The 26,872-nt window shown below is 43.3% G+C and carries 24 protein-coding genes; 20 read left to right on the top strand and 4 right to left on the bottom strand.

Features of this window, described 5'->3' with window-relative positions; all coding sequences use genetic code 11:
- The first annotated feature begins 22 nt into the window (after positions 1 to 22).
- The 13 genes from metA (at position 23) to WJP93_RS03900 (ending at position 13,818) form a co-directional block, all read left to right on the top strand.
- On the top strand, positions 23 to 925 hold the full coding sequence (gene metA, locus WJP93_RS03960) for a homoserine O-succinyltransferase (protein WP_118613010.1): 903 nt from the start codon (positions 23 to 25) through the stop codon (positions 923 to 925).
- 191 nt (positions 926 to 1,116) lie between these two features.
- Positions 1,117 to 2,067 (top strand): L-lactate dehydrogenase, encoded by a 951-nt coding sequence (locus WJP93_RS03955; protein WP_227100358.1) that lies wholly within the window; start codon positions 1,117 to 1,119, stop codon positions 2,065 to 2,067.
- Positions 2,068 to 2,182: 115 nt separating this feature from the next.
- Positions 2,183 to 3,547, top strand: coding sequence for a class II fumarate hydratase (gene fumC / locus WJP93_RS03950; protein WP_337547025.1), 1,365 nt, complete (start codon positions 2,183 to 2,185; stop codon positions 3,545 to 3,547).
- Positions 3,548 to 3,621: 74 nt separating this feature from the next.
- A complete protein-coding gene (locus WJP93_RS03945; RefSeq protein ID WP_227100359.1) occupies positions 3,622 to 4,419 on the top strand; it encodes a CoB--CoM heterodisulfide reductase iron-sulfur subunit B family protein in 798 nt (265 codons plus the stop codon).
- Positions 4,416 to 4,796, top strand: a complete 381-nt coding sequence (locus WJP93_RS03940; RefSeq protein WP_066563201.1) for a 4Fe-4S dicluster domain-containing protein — start codon at positions 4,416 to 4,418, stop codon at positions 4,794 to 4,796. The genes WJP93_RS03945 and WJP93_RS03940 overlap by 4 nt, the downstream gene beginning before the upstream one ends.
- A gap of 18 nt (positions 4,797 to 4,814) precedes the next feature.
- Positions 4,815 to 6,800, top strand: coding sequence for a CoB--CoM heterodisulfide reductase iron-sulfur subunit A family protein (locus WJP93_RS03935; RefSeq protein WP_066563203.1), 1,986 nt, complete (start codon positions 4,815 to 4,817; stop codon positions 6,798 to 6,800).
- On the top strand, positions 6,791 to 7,243 hold the full coding sequence (locus WJP93_RS03930) for a hydrogenase iron-sulfur subunit (RefSeq protein ID WP_066563205.1): 453 nt from the start codon (positions 6,791 to 6,793) through the stop codon (positions 7,241 to 7,243). Before WJP93_RS03935 ends, WJP93_RS03930 begins: the two co-directional genes overlap by 10 nt.
- Positions 7,231 to 8,256, top strand: a complete 1,026-nt coding sequence (locus WJP93_RS03925) for a 4Fe-4S dicluster domain-containing protein (RefSeq protein ID WP_118613006.1) — start codon at positions 7,231 to 7,233, stop codon at positions 8,254 to 8,256. The genes WJP93_RS03930 and WJP93_RS03925 overlap by 13 nt, the downstream gene beginning before the upstream one ends.
- A 2-nt stretch (positions 8,257 to 8,258) precedes the next feature.
- A complete protein-coding gene (locus WJP93_RS03920; RefSeq protein ID WP_337547020.1) occupies positions 8,259 to 9,284 on the top strand; it encodes a 4Fe-4S dicluster domain-containing protein in 1,026 nt (341 codons plus the stop codon).
- Positions 9,281 to 10,114: an FAD/NAD(P)-binding protein gene (locus WJP93_RS03915; RefSeq protein ID WP_066563217.1), complete on the top strand. Its 834-nt coding sequence runs from the start codon at positions 9,281 to 9,283 to the stop codon at positions 10,112 to 10,114. Before WJP93_RS03920 ends, WJP93_RS03915 begins: the two co-directional genes overlap by 4 nt.
- 171 nt (positions 10,115 to 10,285) lie before the next feature.
- Complete coding sequence (locus tag WJP93_RS03910) at positions 10,286 to 10,960, top strand: 4Fe-4S dicluster domain-containing protein (protein ID WP_066563226.1); 675 nt, start codon at positions 10,286 to 10,288, stop codon at positions 10,958 to 10,960.
- Positions 10,961 to 10,975: 15 nt separating this feature from the next.
- Complete coding sequence (locus WJP93_RS03905) at positions 10,976 to 12,577, top strand: FAD-dependent oxidoreductase (RefSeq protein WP_227100363.1); 1,602 nt, start codon at positions 10,976 to 10,978, stop codon at positions 12,575 to 12,577.
- A gap of 92 nt (positions 12,578 to 12,669) precedes the next feature.
- Complete coding sequence (locus tag WJP93_RS03900; protein ID WP_337547016.1) at positions 12,670 to 13,818, top strand: permease; 1,149 nt, start codon at positions 12,670 to 12,672, stop codon at positions 13,816 to 13,818.
- Positions 13,819 to 13,859: 41 nt separating this feature from the next.
- Here the strand turns inward: WJP93_RS03900 and WJP93_RS03895 are convergent, their stop codons facing one another.
- Complete coding sequence (locus WJP93_RS03895) at positions 13,860 to 15,599, bottom strand: DUF885 family protein (protein ID WP_337547014.1); 1,740 nt, start codon at positions 15,597 to 15,599, stop codon at positions 13,860 to 13,862.
- Between the two features lie 183 nt (positions 15,600 to 15,782).
- Here WJP93_RS03895 and WJP93_RS03890 point away from each other — a divergent pair, with 183 nt between their 5' ends.
- Both WJP93_RS03890 and WJP93_RS03885 read left to right on the top strand, forming a co-directional pair.
- The gene (locus tag WJP93_RS03890) at positions 15,783 to 17,453 is read left to right on the top strand and encodes a polysaccharide deacetylase (protein ID WP_337547012.1); all 1,671 of its coding nucleotides are present in this window, start codon (positions 15,783 to 15,785) and stop codon (positions 17,451 to 17,453) included.
- A 358-nt stretch (positions 17,454 to 17,811) separates the two neighbouring features.
- On the top strand, positions 17,812 to 19,101 hold the full coding sequence (locus WJP93_RS03885; RefSeq protein WP_337547010.1) for an aminotransferase: 1,290 nt from the start codon (positions 17,812 to 17,814) through the stop codon (positions 19,099 to 19,101).
- 66 nt (positions 19,102 to 19,167) lie between these two features.
- Here the strand turns inward: WJP93_RS03885 and WJP93_RS03880 are convergent, their stop codons facing one another.
- The 3 genes from WJP93_RS03880 to WJP93_RS03870 all read right to left on the bottom strand — a co-directional run bounded on the left by WJP93_RS03880 (position 19,168) and on the right by WJP93_RS03870 (position 21,502).
- Entirely contained in the window at positions 19,168 to 20,055 is an 888-nt protein-coding gene (locus WJP93_RS03880) for an IS3 family transposase (RefSeq protein ID WP_337547009.1), read from the bottom strand.
- Positions 19,986 to 20,549, bottom strand: a complete 564-nt coding sequence (locus WJP93_RS03875) for a transposase (RefSeq protein WP_337547008.1) — start codon at positions 20,547 to 20,549, stop codon at positions 19,986 to 19,988. Before WJP93_RS03875 ends, WJP93_RS03880 begins: the two co-directional genes overlap by 70 nt.
- 119 nt (positions 20,550 to 20,668) lie before the next feature.
- The gene (locus tag WJP93_RS03870) at positions 20,669 to 21,502 is read right to left on the bottom strand and encodes a polysaccharide deacetylase family protein (protein ID WP_227101685.1); all 834 of its coding nucleotides are present in this window, start codon (positions 21,500 to 21,502) and stop codon (positions 20,669 to 20,671) included.
- 266 nt (positions 21,503 to 21,768) lie between these two features.
- Here WJP93_RS03870 and fsa point away from each other — a divergent pair, with 266 nt between their 5' ends.
- The 5 genes from fsa to WJP93_RS03845 all read left to right on the top strand — a co-directional run bounded on the left by fsa (position 21,769) and on the right by WJP93_RS03845 (position 26,748).
- Positions 21,769 to 22,425, top strand: coding sequence for a fructose-6-phosphate aldolase (gene fsa / locus WJP93_RS03865; protein ID WP_227101686.1), 657 nt, complete (start codon positions 21,769 to 21,771; stop codon positions 22,423 to 22,425).
- A 75-nt stretch (positions 22,426 to 22,500) separates the two neighbouring features.
- A complete protein-coding gene (locus tag WJP93_RS03860; protein ID WP_337547007.1) occupies positions 22,501 to 23,985 on the top strand; it encodes an L-fucose/L-arabinose isomerase family protein in 1,485 nt (494 codons plus the stop codon).
- Positions 23,986 to 24,142: 157 nt separating this feature from the next.
- Positions 24,143 to 24,760, top strand: coding sequence for a DUF4867 family protein (locus tag WJP93_RS03855; RefSeq protein ID WP_227101717.1), 618 nt, complete (start codon positions 24,143 to 24,145; stop codon positions 24,758 to 24,760).
- 137 nt (positions 24,761 to 24,897) lie between these two features.
- Complete coding sequence (gene gltX / locus WJP93_RS03850) at positions 24,898 to 26,349, top strand: glutamate--tRNA ligase (RefSeq protein WP_337547006.1); 1,452 nt, start codon at positions 24,898 to 24,900, stop codon at positions 26,347 to 26,349.
- Between the two features lie 54 nt (positions 26,350 to 26,403).
- Positions 26,404 to 26,748 carry a DUF1292 domain-containing protein gene (locus WJP93_RS03845; RefSeq protein WP_066563254.1) on the top strand — a complete coding sequence of 115 codons (345 nt, stop codon included), beginning with the start codon at positions 26,404 to 26,406 and terminating at the stop codon, positions 26,746 to 26,748.
- Positions 26,749 to 26,872: the final 124 nt, after the last annotated feature.

Raw genomic sequence — 26,872 nt, 5'->3', positions numbered from 1 at the left:
AAATATGAAAAGAGAATAACTTATGCCAATACGTGTAGATAATGACCTGCCTGCAAGGGAGGTACTCGAGTCTGAAAATATTTTTATGATGGGAGAGGAGCGTGCAGATACGCAGCAGATCCGTCCACTCGAGATAGTAATATTGAATTTGATGCCGCTAAAGCAGGATTATGAGATCCAACTTCTTAGGGCACTGTCAAATACGCCGCTGCAGGTCAATGTTACCTGTATGAATGTGAGCAGTCATGTGTCAAAGCACACATCTGCCAGCCATATCAATAAATTTTATACTACCTTTGAAGCCGTACGAAATATGTACTTTGACGGACTGATCATAACTGGTGCCCCAGTCGAGACAATGGAGTTTGAGGAAGTTTCTTACTGGGAGGAATTAGCGAGCATTATGGAATGGTCAAAGACAAACGTTACGAGCACGTTTCATATTTGCTGGGGAGCACTTGCCGGTCTTTATTATCATTATGGTATTCAAAAGACACCGACAGGAAAGAAGCTTTCTGGTGTGTATAGCCACCGTCTTCTTGACCGCTGTGAGCCTATTGTGCGAAGCTTTGATGATGTGTTTTACGCACCGCATTCGCGTTACTTTGGCGTAAAAAGAGATGATGTGTTAGCAAATGAACATCTTATGCTGCTTGCAGAATCAGATGAGGCAGGCTGCTATCTGATTAAAGACGATCAGGGAAATATTTATCTGCTTGGTCATCCAGAGTATGACCGCATGTCACTCGACGCAGAATATAAGCGTGATCTGGCAAAAGGCATGGATGCAGAGGTTCCGGTTCATTATTATGAGAACGATGATCCATCCACAACTCCGCTTCTTACATGGAGAGGGCATGCTAACACGCTGTATACGAACTGGTTGAATTTTTATGTTTATCAGGCGACGCCATATAAATGGTAATATGTACAAAACACTTGCGTGATTCTGCAAAATGAATTATAATGAATACGATTTTCGCATGTGTATCGGTGTTTTTTACAGAAAAATAAAAAACTATATTCATATACTTGATATTTGACGCAAGATTTGTTATATTTATAACAAGTTCGTTAATGAAATATCAATCTCGCGAAATACGAAAGGAGTTTATAATGGGAAGTAAGATTACTATTATTGGAGCAGGCAGCGTTGGTTCTACAATTGCTCATATTTTATCACTGAAGCCATATGTATCAGAACTCGTCATGATCGATATCCTTAAGGATAAGGCAGACGGTGAGATCATGGATATGGCACAGGGAACTGGTTTTAGAGATCCGATTTCTATGATTTCTGGTGATTACGAGGATGCAGCAGGTTCTGATATTGTGATTGTTACCTCTGGTGTAGCAAGAAAGCCTGGCCAGACCCGTATTGAGTTAGCAAAGACCAATGTTGCAATCATGAAGAGCATTGCACCTCAGGTAGCAAAGCATGCACCGAATGCACTGTGCATCATCGTAGCAAATCCGGTAGATGTACTGACTTATGCATTCTTAAAGTATTCAGGAATGAAGGAGAATCAGGTAATTGGTTCTGGTACACTGCTTGATACAGTACGTCTTACCTACAAGCTTTCTCAGGAACTTGGAATTGCACAAAGAAGCATCAAGGGCTATGTTTTTGGTGAGCACGGAGACACTTCTTTTATTCCGTGGAGCATGGTAACAGTTGAAGGCATCAAGCTTGATGAGTACACAAAGGGTGCAAGAAGACTTGGCATTGATGCAAATGATTTTGATCCAGATGAAGTAATCACCTATGTACGCAAGTCCGGCGGCGAAATCATCAAGAGAAAGGGTGCTACCTTCTATGGTGTAGCAAATTCTGTTGTTGATGTCTGTGAGGCATTGATGGGTGCTCAGGATCTTGTAACTGTTGTATCTTCCATGATGCATGGTGAGTATGGCGTAGATGATGTCTGTACCAGTTGCTTAACTGTAATTGGACCAAACGGTGTAAAGGGCAAGATCGAGGCAACGCTGACAGATGAAGAGGTTGCAAAGTTTAAGGCAAGTGCAGAAGCACTTAAGGCTGTTATTAAGGAAATGGATATTGAGTAATTAAAAAGCAGCAGACAACCTTTGGCGGGGCCTTGTGGGGCGTCGCCAAAGAATTATGTCTGTTTATGTTTTTTTTCTACATTTAGCAGAATTTACAAATTTAAGGAGGACTACTATGGAGTATCGTATTGAAAGAGATTCCATGGGCGAGATGCAGGTTCCGGCAGATCGCTACTGGGCTGCTCAGACTCAGAGAAGTTATCAGAATTTCAAGATTGGTATTGAAAAGATGCCAACTGAAATTGTACATGCATTTGGTATCTTAAAGAAGGGTGCTGCAATTGCAAATTTCAATCTTGGTAAACTGGATGAGGAAAGAAAGAACGTTATCTGCCAGGCGGCAGACGATGTAATTAGCGGCAAGCTGATGGATCATTTCCCACTTGCTGTATGGCAGACCGGAAGCGGTACACAGTCTAATATGAACAGCAATGAGGTTATCGCAAACCGCGGAAATGAGATCGCAGGAAAGAAGATTCTTCATCCAAACGATCACATTAATATGTCACAGAGCTCCAATGATACATTCCCGACTGCACTTCATATCGCAGCAGCTATGAGTATCGAGGACAATCTGTTCCCGGCTATGGATAAGCTGACTGAGACCTTAAAGCGTCTTGAGTCTGAGAATGAGGATGTTGTTAAGAGTGGTCGTACTCATCTTCAGGATGCAGTTCCGATTCGTTTCTCTCAGGAGATCAGTGGCTGGAGAAATATGCTTGAGAAGACAAAGAAGATGTTAGAGGCATCTCTTCCGGGCTTAAAGGAGCTGGCACTTGGCGGTACTGCTGTTGGTACTGGACTGAATGCACCAAAGAACTTTGGACCAGAAGTTGCAAAGGTAATCAGCGAGCTGACAGGAAAAGAGTTTGTTACAGCTGAGAACAAGTTCCATGCACTTACAGCAAAGGATGATATTACATTTGCACACGGCGCATTAAAGGCACTTGCTGCTGATCTTATGAAGATCGCAAATGATGTTCGTTGGCTGGCAAGCGGTCCAAGATGTGGTCTTGGCGAAATTTCAATTCCGGAGAATGAGCCGGGAAGTTCTATTATGCCAGGTAAGGTAAATCCGACTCAGTGCGAGGCAATGACTATGGTTGCTGTTCAGGTAATGGGCAACGATGCTGCTATCGGATTCGCTGCAAGCCAGGGTAATTTCGAGCTGAATGTATTCATGCCGGTTATCGCATACAATTTCCTGCAGTCTGTAAGACTTCTGTCTGATGTCATCGTTTCCTTCAATGACAACTGTGCAGTTGGAATTAAGGCAAACAGAGAGAAGATGAAGCACAACCTGCACAACTCTTTAATGCTTGTAACTGCTTTGAATCCATACATCGGATACGACAACGCAGCAAAGACCTCTAAGAAGGCATACAAGGAGAATATTTCCTTGAAGGAAGCCTGTGTACAGTTAGGATTTTTGACAGCAGAGAAGTTTGATGAGGTATTCCATCCGGAAGAGATGGCATAAGCCGCAGGTAACGCCGCAGCTGTCTTGGCTGCGGCACAAAAACATAGCCACTATGTGGCAGAATGGAAGGAACTATGAAGTATAGCTACTACCCAGGGTGTACCCTGAAGACAAAGGCAAAAGAGCTCAATGACTATGCCATTGCTTCTGCAAAGGCACTGGGCATTGAGATGGAGGAGATTGAGGATTGGCAGTGCTGCGGCGGTGTATATTCTACCGCTACAGATGAGATTGCCAATAAGCTTTCTTCCGTCAGAGCTCTGGCTCAGGCAAGAGATAAGGGACAGGATCTTCTGACTCTGTGCTCCGCTTGTCATAATGTAATTAAGCGTGTCAATAATGACATGAGAAACAACGAGGATTTCCGTACAAGAGCTAACAATTACATGGCACCTGATATGGAATACAATGGTGAGGCCAATGTAATTCATTACCTCGAGATGCTGCGCGATGTAGTAGGCTTTGACAACTTAAAGAAGGCAGTTGTAAATCCGTTAAAGGGAAAGAAAATTGCTGCTTATTATGGCTGTCTGTTACTTCGTCCGGGCAAAGTAATGGAGTTTGATGATCCAGAGAATCCACAGATCATGGAGGATTTCATTAAGGCTATCGGTGCAACTCCAGTTATCTTCTCACAGCGCAATGAGTGCTGCGGCGGATACATGACCTTAAACGATAAGGAACTGGCACAAAAGAGAAGCAATGCGGTTGTAGCATCTGCTTTAGAGCAGCAGGCAGACTGCATGATCACAGCCTGTCCTCTTTGCCGTTACAACCTCGTAGCCAATGCAACTGAAAACCAGATTCCAGTTTACTATTTCACTGAGCTGTTAGCAGAGGCGCTTGGCGTAAAAGAGGAGGTGCAGGCATGAATATCAATAAAGAAATGATTACTGATATCAGTGGTGTGAACCCGCGCAAGTGTATGAAGTGCGGAAAATGTTCTGCAACCTGTCCGGCATTTGATGCAATGGATTATCATCCACATCAGTTTGTTGATATGGTAGAAAACGGAAGAATCGAGGCACTGATGCAGTCTAAGTCCATTTGGAACTGCTTAAGCTGCATGGCATGTGTACAGAGATGTCCAAGAAGCGTTGAACCTGGAAAATTAGTAGAAGCAATTCGTCTGGCTGTCATTCGTCAGCAGGGCATGAATCATTTAAGCGAGGAAGCAATTCCAGAGCTGCTTGATCCAGAGCTTCCACAGCAGGCAATTGTCAGCGCATTCCGCAAGTATAAGAGATAAAGAAAGGCTGGTTTACATATGCAGAAAATAGGAGTATTTGTATGTTGGTGCGGAAGCAATATCGCAGCAACTGTCGATGTTGCGGCTGTGGTTGAAGCCTTAAAGGTTCAGCCGGGCGTAGTATACGCAACCGACTATCAGTATATGTGTTCTGCCAGCGGACAGAACATCATTAAGGATGCCATCAAGGAATACGGACTGACCGGCGTAGTAATCTGTTCCTGTTCTCCTCGTATGCATGAGGCAACCTTCCGCAAGACCGTACAGGCAGCGGGATTAAATCCATACATGCTTGAGATTGCAAACATTCGTGAGCAGTGTTCATGGATTCATAAGGATATCAAGGAAGCAACTGAGAAGGCAATCATTTTAGGCCGTTCCGCAATCGCAAAAGTTCAGTTAAATGCACCTCTTACCTCTCAGACAAGCCCAGTTGTAAAGCGTGCGCTTGTAATCGGAGGCGGTATCGCTGGTATCCAGACTGCACTGGATATTGCAGATGCTGGTTTTGAGGTTGATATCGTAGAGAAGAAGCCAACAATCGGTGGTAAGATGTCTCAGCTTGATAAGACATTCCCAACACTTGACTGTGCGGCATGTATTTTGACACCAAAGATGGTAGATGCAGGTGCAAACGATAAGATTCATCTGTATACCTACTGTGAGGTAGATAAGGTTTCAGGTTTCGTAGGAAACTTCAGTGTAACCATCAAGCAGAAGCCGCGTTACGTTGATCCAGTAAAGTGTACAGGATGTGGTGCTTGTACCGAGAAATGTCCGTCTAAGAAGACACCAAACGAGTTTAACATGGGTCTTGACAATAGACCAGCAATCTACATCCCATTTGCACAGGCTGTTCCGAAGTTAGCAGTTATCGACCGCGATGCATGTATTCACTTTAAGACTGGCAAGTGCGGACTTTGTGTGAGAACTTGTGGTGCCGGAGCGATCAATTATGATCAGAAGGAAGAGTTTATCACCAAGGAGTACGGTGCAATCGTAGTTGCAACAGGTTACAATCAGATTAAGCCTGTTAAGTTTGATGAGTATCTGTATTCACAGAGCAAGGATGTTGTTACTTCCTTAGAGTTTGAGCGTATCATGAACGCAGCAGGCCCGACAAAGGGACAGCTTGTATGTCCGTCTGATGGAAGACATCCAAAGAAGATCGTATTTGTACAGTGTGTAGGCTCCAGAGGAGATTCCTGCAGAGACAAGTCTTACTGTTCAAAGATCTGCTGTATGTACACAGCAAAGCATGCAATGCTTGTAAAGGATCATCATCCGGATATCGACGTTACTGTATTTTATATTGATGTTCGTACACCAGGTAAGAACTTTGATGAGTTCTATCGTCGTGCTGTAGAGCAGTATGGTGTACATTATATTAAGGGTATGGTCGGAAAGGTAGAGCAGGGTCAGGGCTGCCTTAAGGTTCAGGCTTCTGATCTGTTAAACAACGAGCAGATCCATATGGATGCAGATATGGTTGTTCTTGCATCTGCAATTGAGCCAGATGAGAGCGCAAGAAATCTTGCAACGATGCTGACTGCAAGTATGGATACAAACGACTTCTTTACAGAGGCTCATGCAAAGCTTCGTCCTGTAGAGAGCCCGACAGCTGGTATCTTCTTATCAGGTGTTTGCCAGGGACCAAAGGATATTCCGGAGACTGTTGCACAGGCAAGTGCTGCTGCAGCAAAGGTAATCGGCCTTCTTGCAAAGGATTCCCTGCTTTGCAACGCATGTGTAGCTCATTCTGATGAGACATTGTGTAACGGATGTTCACAGTGTGCAAATGTCTGCGCATATGGTGCTATCACCTATGAAGAGAGACTTGTTATGGACAAGGGTGTTCGTGAGACAAGAAGAGTTGCAGTTGTTAATGAAGCAATCTGCCAGGGCTGCGGTGCTTGTACGGTTACATGTCCGTCCGGCGCTATGGACCTGAAGGGCTTTGCAAATAATCAGATTATGGCGGAGGTAGACGCAATATGCAAGTAAATGAGACAAATGAAAACAAAGAGTTTACTCCTCTGATCGTGGCATTCTGCTGTAACTGGTGTTCATATGCGGGAGCAGACTTAGCTGGAAGCAGCCGTCTGAATTATCCGGCAAATGTCAAGATTATTCGTGTACCATGCTCCTGCCGTGTAAATCCGCTGTTCATTTTGCGTGCGTTTGAGAGAGGTGCTGATGGTGTTATCCTGTGTGGATGTCATCCGGGCGACTGCCATTACACAACTGGTAACTACTACGCAAGAAGAAGAATGACACTTCTGTTCTCTATGCTTGATTATCTGGGCATTGAGAAGGAGAGAGCAAGAGTGGAGTGGGTTTCTGCAGCAGAGGGTGCAAGATTTGCATCTGTTATGAATGATTTTGTGGACACCATTACAAAGCTTGGTGAAAACAGAAAGTTGAGGGATCTGCGATGCGAGAAATAAAAGAATTACTGGTGTCAAAAATCAATGAGCTTATTGATAACGGCACTGTAGACCGCGTGATCGGCTGGAAGGCCGGTGAATTCTGCTACGACGTATCTCCGGCTATCTTCACAAAGGAGAATCTGGACGAACTCGTTTATAATAGCTTCTGCGGCGCAAACCAGAGTAAATTTTTAGTAGGCGCTGCAACAATGGATGTGCCGTTCCGTGCACCGAATGCACCGGAACCGCCGCAGCCAAAGAAGATCCTTGCACTGCTTAAGCCGTGTGACTGCTACAGCTACAATCAGCTGCAGACAGAGCACAGACTGGACGCAGAGAAGGTTTATGCACTGGGAATCCCATGTACCGGAATGATCGATGTTAATAAGATCAAGGCAAAGGGAATCACAGGTATCCTTGGCATCGAGGAAGAGGGCGATACCATTAAGGTAAAGACTCTTTACGGTGATGAGGAGTGCAAGAAGAGTGAAGTGCTGTTAGAGCGCTGTATGGTATGCAAGGGCAAAAATCATGTAGCCGGCGATGAACTTTTAATTCCAGATGAGGAAGCACCAGAAGTTCCAGTAAGTGCAGATCGTATGGCTGAGGTTGCAAAGCTTGAGGCAATGACAGAGCAGGAGCGTTTTGATTTCTGGAGAAGCCAGCTGTCAAAGTGTATCCGCTGCAATGCATGTCGTAATGCATGTCCAGCATGTACTTGCCGTACCTGCGTATTCGATAACCCGAAGTCCGGAGTTGCTGCTAAGGTAAACAATACTGATTTCGAGGAGAATATGTTCCACGTTATTCGTGCATTCCATGTAGCTGGTCGTTGTACCGACTGTGGTGAGTGCAGCAGAGTATGTCCGCAGAACATTCCTCTTCATCTGTTAAATCGTAAGTTCATCAAGGATATTGATACATTCTACGGTGATTTCCAGGCAGGAACTGAGGTTGGCGTAAGAGGACCGCTGATTTCTTATACTAAGGAAGACTGTGAGCCGAGTATCGTTATGGAGAGGGGGAATTAATCATGTTAAAGATTGCTATGAGTGAGATTTCCCGCCTGTTTGATGCGATTCAGGCTGTGGATGAACTGTATTTGCCAGTAGAGAAGGGCAATGAGGTAGAATTTGGTCCTTATTCTGCAGATGCAAAGGTGCGTCTTGATGCACTTCAGACTGTAAAGTCTGCAAAGGATATGTTCTTCCCGTTCCAGGAAGATCTGATGAAATTCCATATGGACGGAAAGAAGATTTCTGTAGAGGCAGCTGCAAAGAAGGATAAGGATTTTGTTGTATTTGGTGTCAGAGCATGTGATGCAAGAAGCTTTTCAATTTTGGATAAGGTTTTCCTTGCTGATCCGGTTGATACTTATTATCAGGCAAGAAGAGAGCATGGCATTGTTGTATCTATGGCATGTCACAGACCAGAGGAAACTTGTTTTTGCAGTACCTTTGGAATTGATGCAACTAAGCCAGAGGGTGATGTTGTAACATGGATCGTAGAGGATACCCTTTACTGGGAAGCACAGACAGAGAAGGGCGAGGGCTTAACTAAAAAGGTTGAGGCTGTTTTAGCAGAGAGCGATTCTAAGGCAGTAGAGGCACAGCAGGCTGCTGTAAAGGAAATCTTAAAGAAGCTGCCTCTTGCTGATCTTGATCTGTCCTATTTCACTTCTCATCCGGAGTTAGAGATCTTCAAGAGAGAAGAGTGGAAGGAACTGTCAAGCCACTGCTTAGGCTGCGGAACATGTACATTTGTATGTCCGACATGTCAGTGCTATGATGTGCGTGACTATGATACAGGACATGGTATTGAGCGTTACCGCTGCTGGGATTCCTGTATGTACCGTGACTTCACAATGATGGCTCACGGAACAAACCGTAAGAGTCAGGTAGAGCGTTTCCGCCAGAGATTCATGCACAAGCTGGTTTATAATCCGCTTAGAAATGATGGCGAGTTCTCCTGCGTAGGCTGCGGCCGCTGCTTAAAGAAGTGCCCGAATTCCCTGAATATCGTTAAGGTAGCAAAAACATTGGGAGGTACACAGGCATGAGTGAGAGAAGAGAAGAATTAATTCCTGCTCTTGGCGTTGTTACTGAGATCCGTAAGGATACACCGGATGTAAAGACATTCCGTGTTGTAACGCCAGACGGCAAGAAAGCATTTGAACATAAGCCTGGTCAGTGTGCCATGCTTTCCGTTCCAGGTGTAGGAGAGGGTATGTTTTCCATTACCTCTTCTCCGACACAGGAAGAATATATGGAGTTTTCCATTAAGAAGTGCGGATGTTTGACTAGCTGGCTTCATGCAATTGAACCAGGTCAGATGATCACAATCCGTGGACCATATGGAAATGGATTCCCGGTAGATACCGAGTTAAAGGGCAAAAATTTGCTGTTTATCGCAGGTGGTATCGGACTGGCTCCGCTTCATTCTGTAATCAACTATTGCCGTCACTATCGTGATCAGTACGGTGATATTGATATTATTTACGGTTCCCGTTCTATGGATGATCTTGTAGACATCAAGGAAATTCAGGACGAGTGGTGCAACGAGGAAGGAATTAACGTTCATCTGACTATCGACCGCCCGCAGGAGGGTTGGGATGGCCATGTTGGATTTGTTCCAAGCTACGTAAATGAGCTGAATCTTTCCTTAGACAAGACAATCCTGATCTGTGGACCGCCGATCATGATCAAGTTTACTCTGCAGAATCTGCAGGCACTGGGCTTCTCAAAGAGCCAGGTATATACAACCATGGAGCTTCGCATGAAGTGCGGTATCGGAAAGTGCGGCCGCTGCAATATCGGTTCCAAGTATGTCTGCAAGGACGGTCCGGTATTCCGCTTCGACCAGCTGGATGAGCTGCCAGACGAGTATTAATCGCGAAGACAATGAGCCGTGCGCAGTCGAAGAAAAGTGAATGCATCATGTTTACATGAATGTAGACACTTTTCTGAGACTGCATAGGGCGAAGCCCGCGTGCGAGCGTGCGCGAAGCGCATGCGAGAGAGCACGGCGAAAAAAAGATTTGAATATGGAGGAAATATAATAATGGACGAAATGATTACAGTTTATTTATATGGTAAGAAATATACTGTTCCCTCCAGCCTGACAATTATGGAAGCTTTTGAGTATTCCGGTTATCAGCTGGTTCGTGGCTGCGGCTGCCGTAACGGTTTCTGTGGTGCTTGTGCTACTATTTACCGTATTAAGGGTGAGACAACTCTTCATGGCTGCCTGGCATGTTCCACAAAGGTTGAGGACAACATGTGTGTAGCATCTCTGCCGTTCTTCCCGTTAGAGAAGGAAATCTATAACATTGAGGAGATCCGTCCAACTCAGGAGATCATGATGCAGCTGTATCCGGAGATCTATTCCTGTATCGGATGTAATGCCTGTACAAAGGCTTGTACACAGCAGTTAAACACCATGCAGTACATTGCATATGCACAGCGCGGTGAGTACGAGAAGTGTGCAGAGGAGTCCTTTGACTGTGTAATGTGTGGTGTCTGCTCATCCAGATGTCCGGCTGGAATTTCTCATCCGCAGGTTGCATTACTTGCAAGAAGATTGACCGGTAAGTACTTAAAGCCAGAAGCAAAGCATCTGACAAAGCGTGTTGAGGAGATTGCAGAAGGAGATTTCGATGAGGCGATGAAGGAAATCATGAGCAAGTCTGTAGACGAGCTGAAGGATATGTACAACAATCGTGTAATCGAAAAATAAAGGAGGACGAATAAGATGAGCTTTCCATATACAGAGGAAATGATGGAGTCTGTCAAGAAAGTTGAAGCCACCAGAGCAGCCCGTATGGCAGCAGAGCCGAGACGTATGACAGCAGAAGAAAAGGATGCACTGCTTGAGCAGTATCATCCAGACTATAATCTTTCTAGCTTTGCAGAGATTATAGTAGGACCGAACAAAGGCGAGAAGGCTCCGAAGGAGTTAGTAGAGCTTTTACAGGCAAAGAGCCGTGTTCAGGGAATGACCTTAGATTTGGCTCATCCGGATTATGACGTTGACGTTCTTGTTATCGGCGGCGGCGGTTCCGGTGCATCTGCAGCAATCGAGGCACACGAGGCAGGCGCAAACGTAATGATCGTTACCAAGCTTCGTATCGGTGATGCCAACACCATGATGGCAGAGGGTGGTATCCAGGCAGCAGATAAGGAAAATGATTCTCCGGCACAGCATTACTTAGATGTAATGGGCGGCGGACATTTCGCAAACGTTCCAGAGCTTGTTGAGAAGCTTGTTATGGACGGACCAGAGTGTATCAAGTGGTTAAATGACCTTGGCGTTCTGTTTGATAAGGATAAGGACGGCAACATGATTACCACACACGGCGGCGGAACTTCCAGAAAGAGAATGCATGCAGCAGCAGACTACTCTGGTGCTGAGATCATGAGAGTTCTTCGTGATGAGGTTCAGAACCGTAAGATCCCGGTTGTTGATTTCACATCTGCAATCGAAATCATCAAGGATACTGAAGGTAAGGCAGCAGGTGCTGTTTTACAGAACATGGAGACAGGTGAGATCTTAATCGCACGTGCAAAGTGCGTTATCATCGCAACTGGTGGTGCAGGAAGACTTCATTATCAGGGATTCCCGACATCCAATCACTACGGTGCAACTGCAGACGGTTTGGTACTTGCTTATCGTGCAGGCGCAAGACTTCTGTATCAGGATACATTACAGTATCATCCAACTGGTGTTGCATTCCCATCTCAGATCTATGGTGCGCTTGTAACAGAGAAGGTTCGTTCTATGGGTGCACAGTTTGTTAATGTAAACGGTGAAGCATTTATGCATCCGCTGGAAACAAGAGACGTTGCAGCATCTGGCGTAATTCGTGAGGTAGCAAGAGGAAACGGAATCCACACACCGCTTCGCGATGGTATCTGGCTGGATAGCCCGATGATCGATGCAATCCACGGAGAAGGAACACTGGAGAAGAGACTTCCAGGTATGCTTCGTATGTACTTAAGATATGACATCGATATGAGAAAGGTGCCGATCGTAATTTACCCAACACTGCATTACCAGAATGGTGGTGTTCGTGTCAGCGTAAACGGTATGTCTGATGTTGAGAATCTTTATGTTGCAGGTGAGGCAGCAGGTGGTGTTCATGGAAGAAACCGTCTGATGGGTAACTCACTTCTGGATGTTATTGTATTCGGTCGTAACGCAGGTCAGGAAGCAGGTAAGCAGTTTAAGAACGTTACACTGTCTGATCTGACACTGGAGCATGTTGACAGCTTCGAGAAGGAGTGTGAGGCAGCAGGCATTCATACCGATGAGGTATCTCCGAAGATCTTACCAGATTACAGAAGAAAAAAGTAATTCAATAAAATAAAAGCAAAAAAGCCGGGGAAACCCTCCGGCTTTTTTGAGCACAATGAAATAATATCAAAATAAAAATAGGGGAAACGGCTATGGGATATGTAAATAGTGTCCTTTCAAATCCGGCATTTCAAGTTTTTTTAATTGCAATGATCGGATATATCATAGGACGTATTAAAATTAAAGGAATTGAGGTAGGAGATGCCGGCATTCTGATTGTATCACTGATTGCCGGACACTTTGGAGTAACCTGTCCGTCATTTGCAAAGAGCATCGGTATTGTATTGTTTGTAGCATCGGTTGGTTTGATTGCCGGACCAAAGTTTTTTCATAATTTCATGCACAACTTCAAGTCTTACGTTATACTTGGCTTTTGCATTATTATTGCCGGTGGACTTTGTACAGCAGCTATCTGTCTGATTGGAAATGTAGATGGTGCTCTGGCAGCCGGACTGCTTTCAGGTGCCCTGACAAGTACACCAGGATTTGCAGCAGCACAGGAGGCAGCAGGCAACGCAAAGGATATTGTATCAGTCGGCTATGGAATTGCCTACCCATTTGGTGTTATTGGAGTCGTATTGTTTGTGCAGCTGATGCCAAAAATCTTAAAGGTTGATATGGCAAAGGAGCGCGCAAAGCTTGCAGAGGATGCAGGAAATGCACCAAAGAGTTTTAAGACAAAGGGTTTAATCGCTGTTGATTCGCTTGGCATGATGCCGCTTTGCCTGACAATCGTACTTGGCTTAATCATTGGTCTTATAAAGATTCCGCTTCCAGGCGGTGCTTTCTTTTCACTTGGAACATCTGGCGGTCCGTTAATTGCTGGTCTGTTAATTGGTCATATTGTGCACATTGGACCGATTGATCTAAAGCCGAAAAAGAGCGTCATGGAATGTATGCGTGAATTTGGTCTGATTCTTTTCCTGATAGGAGCAGGCTGCGAGGGCGGAGCTGGTTTTGTCGATACACTTATAGAACAAGGTCCGATTCTTTTCGTGTACGGAATGATAATGACACTTGTTCCGATGATTGTCGGTTACTTATTTGCAAAGAAGGTATTAAAGCTTCCGATCCTCAATAACATGGGTGCTTTGTGCGGTGGTATGACAAGTACACCAGCACTTGGCTCACTGATTCAGGTAGCAGGAACAGATGATGTGGCATCTGCCTATGCATCAACATATCCGATTGCACTTGTAACAGTTGTTCTTGTGGAGCAGATGATAGTGCTGTTGTTCTAAAAAAATGCCAGGCATGTTTTTTCATGCCTGGCAAAATTGTTTTAGATGGAGTTATCAGGAATCAAATATTTCTCTAACAATGTAAATGGCATACTTCCCATTTTAAGATAAGCAGCATACATATTTTTGTCAGATGAATATCCGTCAGCCATCTGTTCAAAAAGATCTTCAGTTTTATAGTAGCCAACGCTGTATGGCAGATAGACGCCAGGATCGTTAGCGCAGGTATCTATAAAATTCTGGCAAGTGTTTTTATCTAATTCGCCATAATAGGTTGTTAAAAAATTAGAGGTTTCTTCTATGCCCCAGCCCTCGTAATTGACGCCAATGTCAACAACGGAGAGTGCAGCCATTCCAAGGATCATGTTAGTAAAGTAGGCATCAGCAGTTGCTTCGTCAAGTCCAGCCCATTCAAGAGAAAGCTTTTCAACGTAATAAGCCCATCCCTCTGAGGTACCAAGAGAACCAATGAGAGTCTCAATATTGTATTCAAAAGAATTTTGCATAAAATACTGGTGCTGATAAAGATGACCAGGATAGCCCTCATGTGCCATTGTAGTCCAAAGAACCATCGAATCATCGCCAACTTCGCTGGGGTTAATCCGGATAATGTTTCGACTTTCGTTATCAAGCGGGCTTGACAGATAGTAGGCCAGATTGTTCGGAACCTGAAGTGCTTCGGGAAGGTAGCTTAGTGTATATGTGGTATCACCGATATCCGGCATACATTCAGTTGCCTTTTGATTTAATGTCTGAAGAATAGCATCAGCGTCTGTTTTTGGTGCTGTCAGGGAATCAAGATCATTTAACAAATTAGGATTGTAGGAGTAAGACTGCGACAGGTTCATAAGCCCCTGTGTCAGCTTATCTGTCAGATAATCCTTAAGCTCAAGCGGTGTCATATCAGTTCCTGTATTGTCTCTTACTAAAAGTTCATAATATTCCTTACCCTGATCATAAAAAGCAAGACCTTTGCTCTCACCGGCAGAGGCTTTTTTATTTTCTAATGTTTCATAGAAAGAAGAAAAAGCAGGAAGAACTTCATCGGTCAACACTGTCTCTACCTGTTTTGTATAGTTATTAACTACATCATCAGATAATCCGGTTTCACTCACATTTGACTCAAACGCCTCAAGGTAGGGATGATTTTCTAATGTTGTCATCGCATCCTTATTTTCCAGTGCCTGCTCAAAGGCATAGAGGCTAGGCACATAGCCAATACTTTCCTGATGTTCAATTTCCTTCACAACGTCATTTAAAAAACGTGGGATGTCTTTTAATACATCAAGATAGTTTATAATATCCTGTTCAGACAAAAGATAATATTCAGTAATAGTTGTGTTTAAAGTGGATAAAATGCCGCTCATAGGTCCTAAGGTACTTGTATAGTCAGGAAGCGTACAATATTCCAGATTAATGTCAATATAGTGCTTCATTAGCTGGTATACCTGCTTTTGCTTTGCTGTCAGTGAATTGTATTCTACTGCTGAGAGATTCTCTTTTGCACGATTTAATATTTCAGCAGTCTCGGTGAAAGTTTCACTAAAGGAGCCAAGTGGTGGATTATCAGACGGTTTATAATCCTCTGGAAAAGAAAAGGAATAGTGCAGATTAATAGGCGAAGAATCCATGATATCCCAAAAGAAAGTGTTGGCAGCATTGTCAAAAGCATCCTCTGTATTAGACGCGGCGTGTACTTTAACAGTGGTTGTTAGTGCCAGAGAGGGAATCAAAGCAGTACTTAAAAGAAATTGTTTTGCATGTAATTTTAAAAAAAACATAAAATCTCCTTTCATTATAAAAATAGTGTTTCAAATATAGAGAAAAATATGCTATGATACAGAGAGTGCTTTTAATGGCACAATCAGTATTATAATGATAAAGTTTTGCTGTTAAAAAGCTAACTATAATCATACCATGCATGGGCAACCAGACGCAAGCAAAAAAGGCAGGAAATGAAATTCATGGAGAAAAAGAATCAGAATACAAATAAAAAAATAATACAGACATCAAACAAACAGGTACATCAAATGCGAGATACCAGAACAAAAAACGCTTCACAGAAGCGCTCAAAAAAACATCGAAAAAAGCAGGTATTTGGCAGACAATCCATTTTTGCAGGCGGCTTTTGCATTGTGGCTGCGCTTGCAATAGTGATTGGAATTTTTGTTTCAAATAAAACAAAAACACCGTATGAAAAGCAGGTGATTACGCTGTATGAAAAGGAAAATGAATCACTCGCAGAGCAGCAGACAAATCCTGAGGCAGGTATGGACGAGGGAATTTCTTCAGGCTTAAAACAGGTAAGAGATTATGGTGTGAAGCTGCCGGAGAGCTTTCAGAATCCGCCAATTTTTGAGAGTACATTTACCAGCACAGGAGATACTGTTCTTGATACAGCGAATCGTTATGCTGCAATGTATGATTATGATAAGGCAATTGAGACGATTCAGGCAGTGAGCGGCTATGAGAGTAATGAAGAGTATACAAAGGCTCTTGAGGAATATGATCTTGAAAAATCCCGTCTATTCCAGTGGAATGACAACTACACAATTACACATATTTTCTTTCATACTTTGATTGTAGATCCTGAAAAGACATTTGATGTTTCACTTAGTAGCAAGGCGCAGGTGATTGCATATAACGAAGCTATGACCACAATTGATGAGTTTGTAAAAATAATTCAGAAAATGTACGATGACGGATATGTGCTTGTAGGTCTTCATGATGTGGCGGAAATGGTAACTCAGCCAGATGGAACACAGATCATGCAGATGAAGCCGATCTATCTTCCAGCAGGAAAAACACCATTTGTGCTGTCACAGGATGATGTCTGCTACTATGAGTATATGACAGGGCAGGGCTTTGCAGATCGCTTTGTGCTTGATGAAAATGGAAAAATTACAAATGAATATACGCTTGATGACGGCACTGTAATACGAGGCTCATTTGATGTGCTTACCATTTTAGAGGATTTTATCGAGGCACATCCAGATTTTTCGTATCGCGGTGCGCGTGGAACAATTGCAGTCACTGGCTATAATGGTATATTTGGTTATCGTACCTCTGACTATTGGTACAATTGGAACTGCGAATATTTTGATCAGCAGAATGCAGAGGAACGACAGCGTATGTACTACAATAATGAAAACATTGAGGCAGATAAGGCATCGGCCAAAGAGATTGCCGCCGCAATGAAGGAGCTTGGATGGACAATTGCTAGCCATAGCTGGGGTCATATTTATATTGGAAGCAGCAGTTATGGTCGTGTCTGCTGGGACACTGACATGTGGGAGAGAGAGGTAGCACCGCTTGTTGGAGGAACAGATATTATCATTTTTGCATTTGGTGAAGATCTAGACGGCTGGCAGGGCTATGCAGCTGACAATGAGAAGTTCTTGTATTTGAAACAAAAAGGCTTTGACTACTATTGTAATGTAGATGCATCAAGTGAACATTGGATTCAGATTGGCGCGAATAAAGATTATTTCCGTCAGGCAAGACGAAATCTGGACGGAACTCGTATGTGGGAGGCAGTTATGAGCTATACTGACAGCAGCTATCATAACCGTTTATCAGATTTGTTTGATGCAAGAGATATATTTGATCCAGCAAGACCAACACCTGTAGAGTAATGAATAATATATGTAAATATACACACTTACAGAATAAAGACGGTGAGAAAAAGGGGAGCAGAGCTCTCCTTTTTCTTTTGTCTGAATGTATTTGCTCGAAAGAAAAACAGGAATTTCAAAGGTTTTTCAGAATAAATTTAAAAAATATGTATGAAAAGCATCATATTCTTTTGAATATCTGCGAATTTTTTTACATAATTCATATTGAAAAAAATTAAAATGTGTAATACAATAATACTCACGAGCGCTGCATAGGCAAGATAAAATGCATGTAGTGAACGGAATACGCATACGAGTTTGCATGAAAACTGTATAACGGTGAAGCGCAAAACTGTATAGACTGAGGAGGCTGCATATTATGAAAGCATATAAGGATATGACCAGAGAAGAGCTTTTTGCTGAGAAGGAAAAGCTTGAAGCGATGTATCAGGATTACAAGGGACAGAATTTAGCACTTAACATGTCCAGAGGTAAGCCATCAGCATCACAGCTTGATCTGTCCAAGGGAATGATGGACGTGCTTAGGTCTGATTCGAATCTGACATGTGAGGATGGTACCGATTGCCGTAACTACGGTGTCCTCGATGGAATCCCAGAGGCAAAGCGTCTGTTAGGTGGCATGATAGGTGCAAAGCCAGAGCAGGTAATTGTATATGGCAACTCCAGTCTGAATGTTATGTATGATTCTGTTGCTAGATGTATGTATGAGGGTGTCTTAGGAGGAAAGCCGTGGGCACTTCAGGGTAAGGTTAAGTTCTTATGTCCAGTTCCAGGCTATGATCGTCATTTTGGCATTACTGAGCATTTTGGCGTAGAGATGATCAATGTGCCGATGACACCAGACGGACCAGATATGGATATGGTTGAAAAGCTTGTTTCTGAGGATCCACTGGTAAAGGGTATCTGGTGTGTTCCGAAGTATACAAACCCACAGGGCTATGTATACTCAGATGAGACAGTACGCCGCTTCGCAAACTTAAAGCCGGCAGCAGAAGATTTCCGTATTTTCTGGGATAATGCATATTGTATCCATCACCTGTATAACGGTGAGCCTGCACAGATCTTAAACATTCTTGAAGAGTGTGAGAAGGCAGGAAACCCGGATATGGTATATGAGTTCGTATCCACCTCTAAGGTTGTATTTCCAGGTTCTGGTATGGCAGCACTCGCAGCCTCCACTGCAAATGTAGCTTCCATCAAAAAGCAGATGGCAGTTCAGACCATCGGCCATGACAAGGTAAATCAGCTGCGCCATGTTCGTTTCTTCGGCGATAACGAGGGAATGGAAGCACATATGAAGAAACATGCAGATCTGATTCGTCCAAAGTTTGAAGCACTGATTTCCATCATGGAAGAAGATCTTGGCGGACTGGATATCGCAGAGTGGACTAACCCTAAGGGCGGCTACTTTATTGGATTTGATTCAATGCCAGGCTGCGCAAAGGAAATCGTAGCAAAGATGAAAGAGGCAGGCGTTATCCTGACAGGAGCAGGAGCAACCTTCCCATATCATATTGATCCGCAGGATAGAAACATTCGTCTGGCACCGACCTTCCCGACCATTGATGAGTTAAAGCTTGCATCAAGAGTATTTACAGTATGCGTAAGACTTGTATCAGCAGAGAAGCTGCTGGCAGAAAAAGCATAAATATAAAAAAGCAGTCCAAATTTGATATGTACCCAGTTTTCTGGACACCGGGTCAAAATTGAATAATTAAGCTTCCATCATGGATGCTTCCCTGAACTTAGAGGGAGGCATCCATTTTGTTTTAGCTTGGATTCTGGTGTTATTGTAATAGTCGATATACTCGGCAATCGCCTTAGAGAAGGATTCAAAGGAGGGATAATCCTTCTCTAATCCATAGAACATTTCGTTTTTCAGCCTGCCAAAGAAAGTCTCCATAATGCAGTTGTCATAGCAGTTGCCCTTTCGGGACATAGATTGTATAATTCCATGCTTTTGAAGTTCGCTCCGGTAAAATGCGTGCTGGTACTGCCAGCCCTGATCCGAGTGCATAATCAAACCTTGTACAGAAGGAAATCGTTCAAACGCTTTATTCAGCATATCCTTGATTTGTTCCATGTTCGGACTGGTAGAGAGATTGTAGGAAATAATCTCATTGGTATTCATGTCAAGAATCGGAGAAATGTAGCATTTACCCCAAGGCAGATTGAATTGCGATACATCTGTTGTCCACTTTTGAAGCGGCTTCTCGGTACTGAAATCCCGATTGATAATGTTATCAGCGACCTTGCCCACATCGCCTTTGTAGGAATGGTACTTTTCCTTGGGGCGTTTGCCGCATAGTGCAAACTGATTCATAATTCGCTGGACACGCTTATGATTTACCAGAAAGCCACGGTTCAGAAGCTCCCGATGTACCCTTCTTACGCCATATCGCTTCCTGTTCTCGTTGAAAATGGAAACAATTTCAGACGATAGATTGGCGTTTCGTTCTTTGACTTTGTCGGTTCTGCCGAGCTCATAATAATATGTCGACCTGGACAGCCCAATGGCATCCAGCAGATCATTCAGTCTGTGTCCTTCTTTGTGGAGTTCTTGGACGAGCGCAGCCTTTTCGCCTTGAGTTGCGCTGCGCATCTCTCTTCTCTCAAGGCAATCTCTTTTTTTACGACGGTAATCTCCGATCTCAGACGCTCATTCTCTGATCTGAGCCGAATCATTTCTTCTCGCTCTGAAGGGGTCAGTTTTGCTGGTACGATTTTCTTCTTCATGGCAGGCTCCTTGGGTGGCCGTCCTTTTTGCTGTGCGGCCAATCCCTGATACCCTTTCATTTTATAACATCTGACCCATTGGTACAAGAGACCGTCACTGATTCCAGCCGAAATTGCCGTTTCTTTACACGATGCACCGGCCAAAATTTTAGCAATCAGCTCATACTTTTCTTCTGTTGCCCATACTTTGTTTTGATTTTTATGTCGAAATGCTTCTGGACCACAAGCATCTTCTGTACGAACCCAAATCCGAATTGTATCATGAAATCGTTTTTCATTTACTCCCTCTGGTGTTTCTGGCCATTTTCCTTGGCGGTACAATTCCACACACTTTTTCTTGTATTCATAACTATATTTCATAAAAATACCCCCAATACTGGGTGTCCAGTATTGGGGGTACATATCAATTTGGGCTGCTTTTTATTATGTAACTTGAAAAAGTATTGATTATATGTCTAAATGCTATCGACTTTCTAATATTATTTTGCCCATTCTCCAATTGGCAGTTCGGTCATGGTGCCGCCCTTTAATTCAATGAAGTTGGTGTCGTTTACACAGATCCATACAGATGCTGCACTTGGATTGTATACATGTGAGCAGTCTGCGGTGTACTGGAGTCTCTTTGCTGCGTCAAGGTAATCAACGATTTCGATGTTGGTTGCGTACCAGATATCGTCGCGTCCACCGACTAACTTGCAGAAGTCTTCCATGAGTTCCCAGTTATTCTGATTAGTGAACTCATAGCTGTGACCCCATACATACATCATGTACAGATACTGTTTCTTGAACAGATCAACAAACTGCTGGCCAAGCTCGAGCAGATTTTTATTGTGGTGGCAGGTTGGATTCCACTCAAGGAAGTTTTCTGGCATTGCAAATGACATTGTGCTTGTTACAGTACGTGCATAGCGAATGCCAAGAGACGGAAGTGCATTTATGATTTCCTTTGAGTAAGAGCCATTCGGGTAGGAGAGTCCGCGTACCGGATATCCCATGATTGCCTCAAGATTTTTACGGTCATCAAGTACCTGAGATACTACCTGCTCCATAGGGCAGCGTGCAATTGTCGGGTGAGTTAATGTATGGCAGGAAACTTCATGTCCTTTGTAGAGTTCCTGGTATTCAGAGGTTGGAATACGTGTGTCCATCTCCAGACCGGAATTTAAGTGGAATGTACCCTTGATGCCATATTTATTAAAGATGGAAACAAGGCGGCGATCTTCTAATTTACCATCGTCGTAGCTCATTGTTAAAACCTTGTGTTTTCCGCCTGGAAAACAGGTATAAATTGTAGGGAGTTTTCTTTCGCTCATAATAATCCTCCATATTTTGCATAGTAATGCAGTGTAGTGTTCGAGTCGGAAAAGATGACAATGCACGAATCCGTGAACTGAACTTAAGTATAGCAGATCATTAGTAAAAGTGCAAGAAAGCATCTAAAAAAAAAGAAGAGTGTCAAGAAAATTGATGTAGAGGTTGTACAAACAAGTTGACTTTTATAGGGCCATGCATTATGATTATTACAAATGCATGGATAAGAACTTTGGTCCATGACAATAATTTGGAGGTGTATGTTATTATGAAATTTTTTATTGATACTGCCAATGTTGACTACATCAAAGAGGCCAATGATATGGGAATTATCTGTGGTGTTACCACAAATCCGTCCCTGATTGCAAAGGAAGGACGTGTTTTTGAGGAAGTAATCGCAGAGATCGCATCAATCGTAGATGGCCCGATCAGCGGAGAGGTTAAGGCAACTACAACAGATGCTGAGACTATGGTTAAGGAAGGTATTGCAATCAGCAAAATTCATCCGAACATGGTTGTAAAGATTCCTATGACAGCAGAAGGCTTAAAGGCAACAAAGGCACTTTCCGCAATGGGAATCAAGACAAACGTGACGCTTGTATTCTCAGCAGCACAGGCACTTCTTGCAGCAAGAGCAGGTGCAACATATGTTTCTCCATTCCTTGGAAGACTTGATGATATTTCTACACCAGGTATGGATCTGATCCGCACTATCGCTGATATCTTTGCTATGTATGATGACATTGATACGCAGATCATTGCAGCCAGCGTAAGAAATCCGATTCATGTAATCGACTGTGCGCTTGCAGGTGCTGATATCGCAACAGTTCCATACAATGTACTGATGCAGATGGTAAAGCATCCATTAACAGATCAGGGTATTGAGAAGTTTAAGAAAGATTACATCGCTGTATTTGGCGAGTAATTAAGTGAGTAATTCAGGTGCGCGTAAAATGCGTGCTGAAAAATAGATACATATAATGTAGGAGGCATATTTATCATGAACAACATTCCTCAGGTAAAATTAGGAATCGTAGCAGTCAGCCGTGACTGTTTCCCGGAAAGTCTTTCTGTAAATAGAAGAAAGGCTCTTGTAGCAGCATATGCAGAAAAGTATGATGTACAGGACATTTACGAATGTCCAGTCTGTATCGTAGAGAGCGAGATCCACATGGTTCAGGCTCTTGAGGATATCAAGAAGGCAGGATGTAATGCACTTTGCGTATATCTTGGAAACTTTGGCCCAGAGATTTCTGAGACACTTCTTGCAAAACATTTCGATGGACCGAAGATGTTTGTTGCAGCAGCAGAGGAGAGCCAGAATGACCTTTCAGATGGCAGAGGTGATGCATACTGTGGTATGCTGAATGCAAGCTACAACTTAAAGCTTCGCAATGTAGGTGCTTACATTCCGGAGTATCCTGTTGGAACCGCACAGGAGTGCGCAGACATGATGCATGAGTTCTTACCAATCGCAAGAACCATCATTGGTCTGTCTGATTTAAAGATCATTTCTTTTGGACCAAGACCGTTAAACTTCTTAGCATGTAATGCACCGATCAAGCCACTTTATGACCTTGGTGTTGAGATCGAGGAAAACTCCGAGCTTGATCTGTTCGAGGCATTCAAGAAGCATGACAATGACCCAAGAATCCCAGCTAAGGTAGCAGAGATGGAAGCAGAGCTTGGAGAAGGCAATAAGAAGCCAGAGGTTCTGCCAAAGCTTGCACAGTATGAGCTGACACTTCTTGATTGGATTGAGGCACACAGAGGATACCGCAAGTACGTGGCAATCGCTGGAAAGTGCTGGCCGGCATTCCAGACACAGTTTGGATTTGTACCTTGCTATGTAAACAGCCGTCTGACTGGAATGGGCATTCCGGTATCATGTGAGGTTGATATCTATGGATGCTTAAGTGAGTTTATTGGAACATGCGTTAGCGAAGATGCTGTTACTCTGCTTGATATCAACAACTCTGTACCAGCTGATATGTATAAGGAGTCTATTGAAGGCAAGTTTGACTATACACAGAAGGATACCTTCATGGGATTCCATTGCGGAAATACCTGCAGCAAGAAGCTTTCTTCCTGCACAATGAAGTATCAGAAGATTATGGCACGTAACCTTCCGGAAGAAGTTACCCAGGGTACTCTTGAGGGAGATATTGTTCCAGGCGATATCACATTCTATCGTTTACAGTCTACTGCTGACTGCAAGCTTCGTGCTTATATGGCAGAGGGTGAAGTACTTCCAGTTGCAACTAAGTCATTCGGAGGCATCGGTGTATTCGCAATTCCAGAGATGGGACGCTTCTACCGTCATGTATTAATTGAGAAGAACTATCCACATCATGGAGCAGTTGCATTTGGACACTTTGGAAAGGCACTGTATGAGGTATTCAAGTATATCGGTGTTCCGCTAGAGGATATCAACTACAATCAGCCAAAGGGTGTAAGATATCCAACTGAGAATCCGTTTGCATAAGATATCAGAATATTTTTAGAATTGTGAGAGTTGCGCAGCAATGGAGCAATTCAATTAAGAAGAATATAGCGGGCTCATATGTTTGAGTCCGCTATTTTGAACATTTTATATTTATGGTAATAAAATGGCAAATTTATATAAAGGAGAACAAAAAATGATTAAGATTCAGAATGTTAATGACGCAGCGTACAAGAGATTTGGAAAGGTTATCACAGATATCGAATTAGGTGATCTGTTACAGGCAATGGAAGCAACTCCATGTCCGGATGATGTAGTTTACGTGGCATCAGAGGCAGCATTAGAGGCAACAAAGAGTGCAGAGAAGTTTCAGGAAATTTATTATGGAAAGCTTCCAATTCAGGTAGGATACTGCAATGGCCACAATTCCTTATTAAATGCACTCGAGTATCATCGCTGCGGCGAGGTAAACGTAGCTGTTACTGATCTGATCGTGCTCGTTGGATCTCTTGTTGACGTAGCAGATGATTTTACATATGACACAGCAAAGGTAGAAGCCTTCTTTGTACCGGCAGGAACAGCATTTGAGATGTACGAGACAACACTTCACTATGCACCATGTGGCGTAGACGGCAAGGGCTTTAAGGATGTCATTATTCTTCCAAAGGGAACAAATGCTGATATTACAAAGAATCCAGAGGCAACAGGAGAAGATCGTTTACTGACAGCAGAAAATAAGTGGCTTATCGCACATGCAGATGCCAAGATTGACGGCGCATTCAACGGACTGCAGGGAGAGAATATCTCTGTACTGTAAAACTACTCCCTTGCAAACATTAGTACTTGCATTTTTATGTTGAATATGCTACCCTATCAGATGCAAGAAGAATGAAAAACAAAGTCAGGAATGTATTTTGCATCCCTGACAGAAAAATAGAAAGGACAGGTTACATTATGAGTAAAGTTAGAACCAGATTTGCTCCCAGCCCGACAGGACGTATGCATGTCGGAAACCTGAGAACAGCACTGTATGCGTATTTGATTACAAGACATGAGGGAGGAGATTTCCTCTTACGTATCGAGGACACCGACCAGGAACGTCAGGTTGAAGGTGCTGTTGATATCATTTACCGTACACTGGAAAAGGCGGGCATTACCCATGATGAAGGTCCAGACAAGGACGGCGGTGTAGGCCCATATGTACAGAGTGAGCGCCAGAAGCAGGGCATCTACATGGAGTATGCAAAGCAGCTGGTAGAAAAGGGAGAGGCTTATTATTGCTTCTGCGATAAGGAGCGTCTTGAGTCTTTGCACACTATGATTGGTGATAAGGAAATCAGCATCTATGACAAGCATTGCCTTGGACTTTCAAAGGAAGAGGTTGAGGCAAATCTTGCAGCAGGCAAGCCATTTGTTATCCGTCAGAATAATCCGCGTACTGGAACAACAACCTTCCATGATGAGATTTACGGTGATATCACTGTAAATAACGAGGAGCTTGATGACATGATCTTAATTAAGTCTGATGGTTTCCCGACTTACAATTTTGCTAACGTAGTAGATGATCATTTAATGGGTATCACTCATGTTGTAAGAGGAAATGAATATCTGTCATCTTCTCCAAAGTATAACCGTCTGTATGAGGCATTTGGCTGGGAGATTCCGGTATATGTACATTGTCCGCTTATTACAGATGAGGAGCATAAGAAGCTTTCAAAGCGCTGCGGTCATTCTTCATTTGAGGATCTGTTAGAGCAGGGCTTCCTTCCGGAATGTATCGTTAACTTTGTTGCACTGCTTGGCTGGAGCCCGGCTGACAATCAGGAAAAGATGACGATGCAGGAGATGATCGAGAAGTTTGACTATACAAAGATGAGCAAATCTCCGGCAGTCTTTGACTACGGAAAGTTAAAGTGGTTAAATGGCGAGTACATCAAAGAGATGGACGATGACCGTTATATGGAGATGGCACTTCCACATATCAAAAAGGTAGTTACAAGAGACTGCGATTATGAGAAGATTGCAAAGATGGTAAAGACACGTATCGAGGTATTCCCAGATATCGAAGCACTTGTCGATTTCTTCCAGGAAGTACCAGAGTACGACAGCGAGATGTATGTTCATAAGAAGATGAAGACAACAAAAGAGTCTTCCTTACAGCTGTTAAAAGAAGTTCTTCCAGTACTTGAGGCGCAGGAAGATTTTTCTAATGACGCATTATTTGCTTCTCTTAGTGCATTTGCAAAGGAGAAGGGATACAAGACTGGTTTTGTAATGTGGCCGATCCGTACTGCAGTTTCAGGAAAACAGTCCACACCGGGTGGTGCAACTGAGCTGATGGAAATTCTTGGAAAAGAAGAATCTATCGCACGTATCAAGGCTGCAATTGAGAAGCTTTCGGAATAAAATTCTGAATAGTTACGAATATATTGAACAAAAACGACAGAAAGGAGAGCGAGAATGGCAAAGCATGATGACGAATTTGAAGGACGCGATACAGTAACCCTGACACTTGATGATGATTCTGAGTTAGAGTGTATCGTACTAAATATTTTCAAGGGCGGAGACAGAGAGTATATTGCACTTCTTCCAACTGAGGGAATTGAAGCAGAGGAAGGTACTGTTTATCTGTATCGTTATGAAGAGGATGAGCAGGGCAATCCAAACCTGACAAATATTGAGTCCGATGAGGAGTATGAGATTGCTTCTGACGCATTTGATGAAATGCTTGACGACGAGGAATATGACGAGTTAGTCAGCGAGGAAGAACTTGCAGCAGAAGAAGAGGATGCAAAGAAGTTCTAATTGCAGTTAATTTTGACAAAATAAAAACCTTAGGCAGATATAGCAATTGACTAATCTGCTTAAGGTTTTTTTACAAAAGTCGGGCGGGAAAGCCCACGGTTTTAACCGTGGGATGAAAGCCAAG

Source organism: Anthropogastromicrobium sp. (assembly GCF_037349415.1).
GTDB classification, from domain to species: Bacteria; Bacillota; Clostridia; order Lachnospirales; family Lachnospiraceae; genus Anthropogastromicrobium; species Anthropogastromicrobium aceti.
This window is presented reverse-complemented; position numbering and strand designations above follow the sequence as displayed.

Bases quoted from the DNA above. Each gene is read 5' to 3' on its own strand.
- WJP93_RS03845 (WP_066563254.1), top strand. From the start codon at position 26,404: ATGGCAAAGCATGATGACGAATTTGAAGGACGCGATACAGTAACCCTG.
- WJP93_RS03905 (WP_227100363.1), top strand. From the start codon at position 10,976: ATGAGCTTTCCATATACAGAGGAAATGATGGAGTCTGTCAAGAAAGTT.
- WJP93_RS03890 (WP_337547012.1), top strand. From the start codon at position 15,783: ATGGAGAAAAAGAATCAGAATACAAATAAAAAAATAATACAGACATCA.
- WJP93_RS03935 (WP_066563203.1), top strand. From the start codon at position 4,815: ATGCAGAAAATAGGAGTATTTGTATGTTGGTGCGGAAGCAATATCGCA.
- WJP93_RS03895 (WP_337547014.1), bottom strand. From the start codon at position 15,599: ATGTTTTTTTTAAAATTACATGCAAAACAATTTCTTTTAAGTACTGCT.
- gltX (WP_337547006.1), top strand. From the start codon at position 24,898: ATGAGTAAAGTTAGAACCAGATTTGCTCCCAGCCCGACAGGACGTATG.
- WJP93_RS03945 (WP_227100359.1), top strand. From the start codon at position 3,622: ATGAAGTATAGCTACTACCCAGGGTGTACCCTGAAGACAAAGGCAAAA.
- WJP93_RS03955 (WP_227100358.1), top strand. From the start codon at position 1,117: ATGGGAAGTAAGATTACTATTATTGGAGCAGGCAGCGTTGGTTCTACA.
- WJP93_RS03925 (WP_118613006.1), top strand. From the start codon at position 7,231: ATGCGAGAAATAAAAGAATTACTGGTGTCAAAAATCAATGAGCTTATT.
- WJP93_RS03940 (WP_066563201.1), top strand. From the start codon at position 4,416: ATGAATATCAATAAAGAAATGATTACTGATATCAGTGGTGTGAACCCG.
- fsa (WP_227101686.1), top strand. From the start codon at position 21,769: ATGAAATTTTTTATTGATACTGCCAATGTTGACTACATCAAAGAGGCC.
- WJP93_RS03910 (WP_066563226.1), top strand. From the start codon at position 10,286: ATGGACGAAATGATTACAGTTTATTTATATGGTAAGAAATATACTGTT.
- WJP93_RS03930 (WP_066563205.1), top strand. From the start codon at position 6,791: ATGCAAGTAAATGAGACAAATGAAAACAAAGAGTTTACTCCTCTGATC.
- WJP93_RS03915 (WP_066563217.1), top strand. From the start codon at position 9,281: ATGAGTGAGAGAAGAGAAGAATTAATTCCTGCTCTTGGCGTTGTTACT.
- WJP93_RS03885 (WP_337547010.1), top strand. From the start codon at position 17,812: ATGAAAGCATATAAGGATATGACCAGAGAAGAGCTTTTTGCTGAGAAG.
- WJP93_RS03860 (WP_337547007.1), top strand. From the start codon at position 22,501: ATGAACAACATTCCTCAGGTAAAATTAGGAATCGTAGCAGTCAGCCGT.
- WJP93_RS03880 (WP_337547009.1), bottom strand. From the start codon at position 20,055: ATGCGCAGCGCAACTCAAGGCGAAAAGGCTGCGCTCGTCCAAGAACTC.
- WJP93_RS03920 (WP_337547020.1), top strand. From the start codon at position 8,259: ATGTTAAAGATTGCTATGAGTGAGATTTCCCGCCTGTTTGATGCGATT.
- WJP93_RS03900 (WP_337547016.1), top strand. From the start codon at position 12,670: ATGGGATATGTAAATAGTGTCCTTTCAAATCCGGCATTTCAAGTTTTT.
- WJP93_RS03870 (WP_227101685.1), bottom strand. From the start codon at position 21,502: ATGAGCGAAAGAAAACTCCCTACAATTTATACCTGTTTTCCAGGCGGA.
- metA (WP_118613010.1), top strand. From the start codon at position 23: ATGCCAATACGTGTAGATAATGACCTGCCTGCAAGGGAGGTACTCGAG.
- WJP93_RS03875 (WP_337547008.1), bottom strand. From the start codon at position 20,549: ATGAAATATAGTTATGAATACAAGAAAAAGTGTGTGGAATTGTACCGC.
- fumC (WP_337547025.1), top strand. From the start codon at position 2,183: ATGGAGTATCGTATTGAAAGAGATTCCATGGGCGAGATGCAGGTTCCG.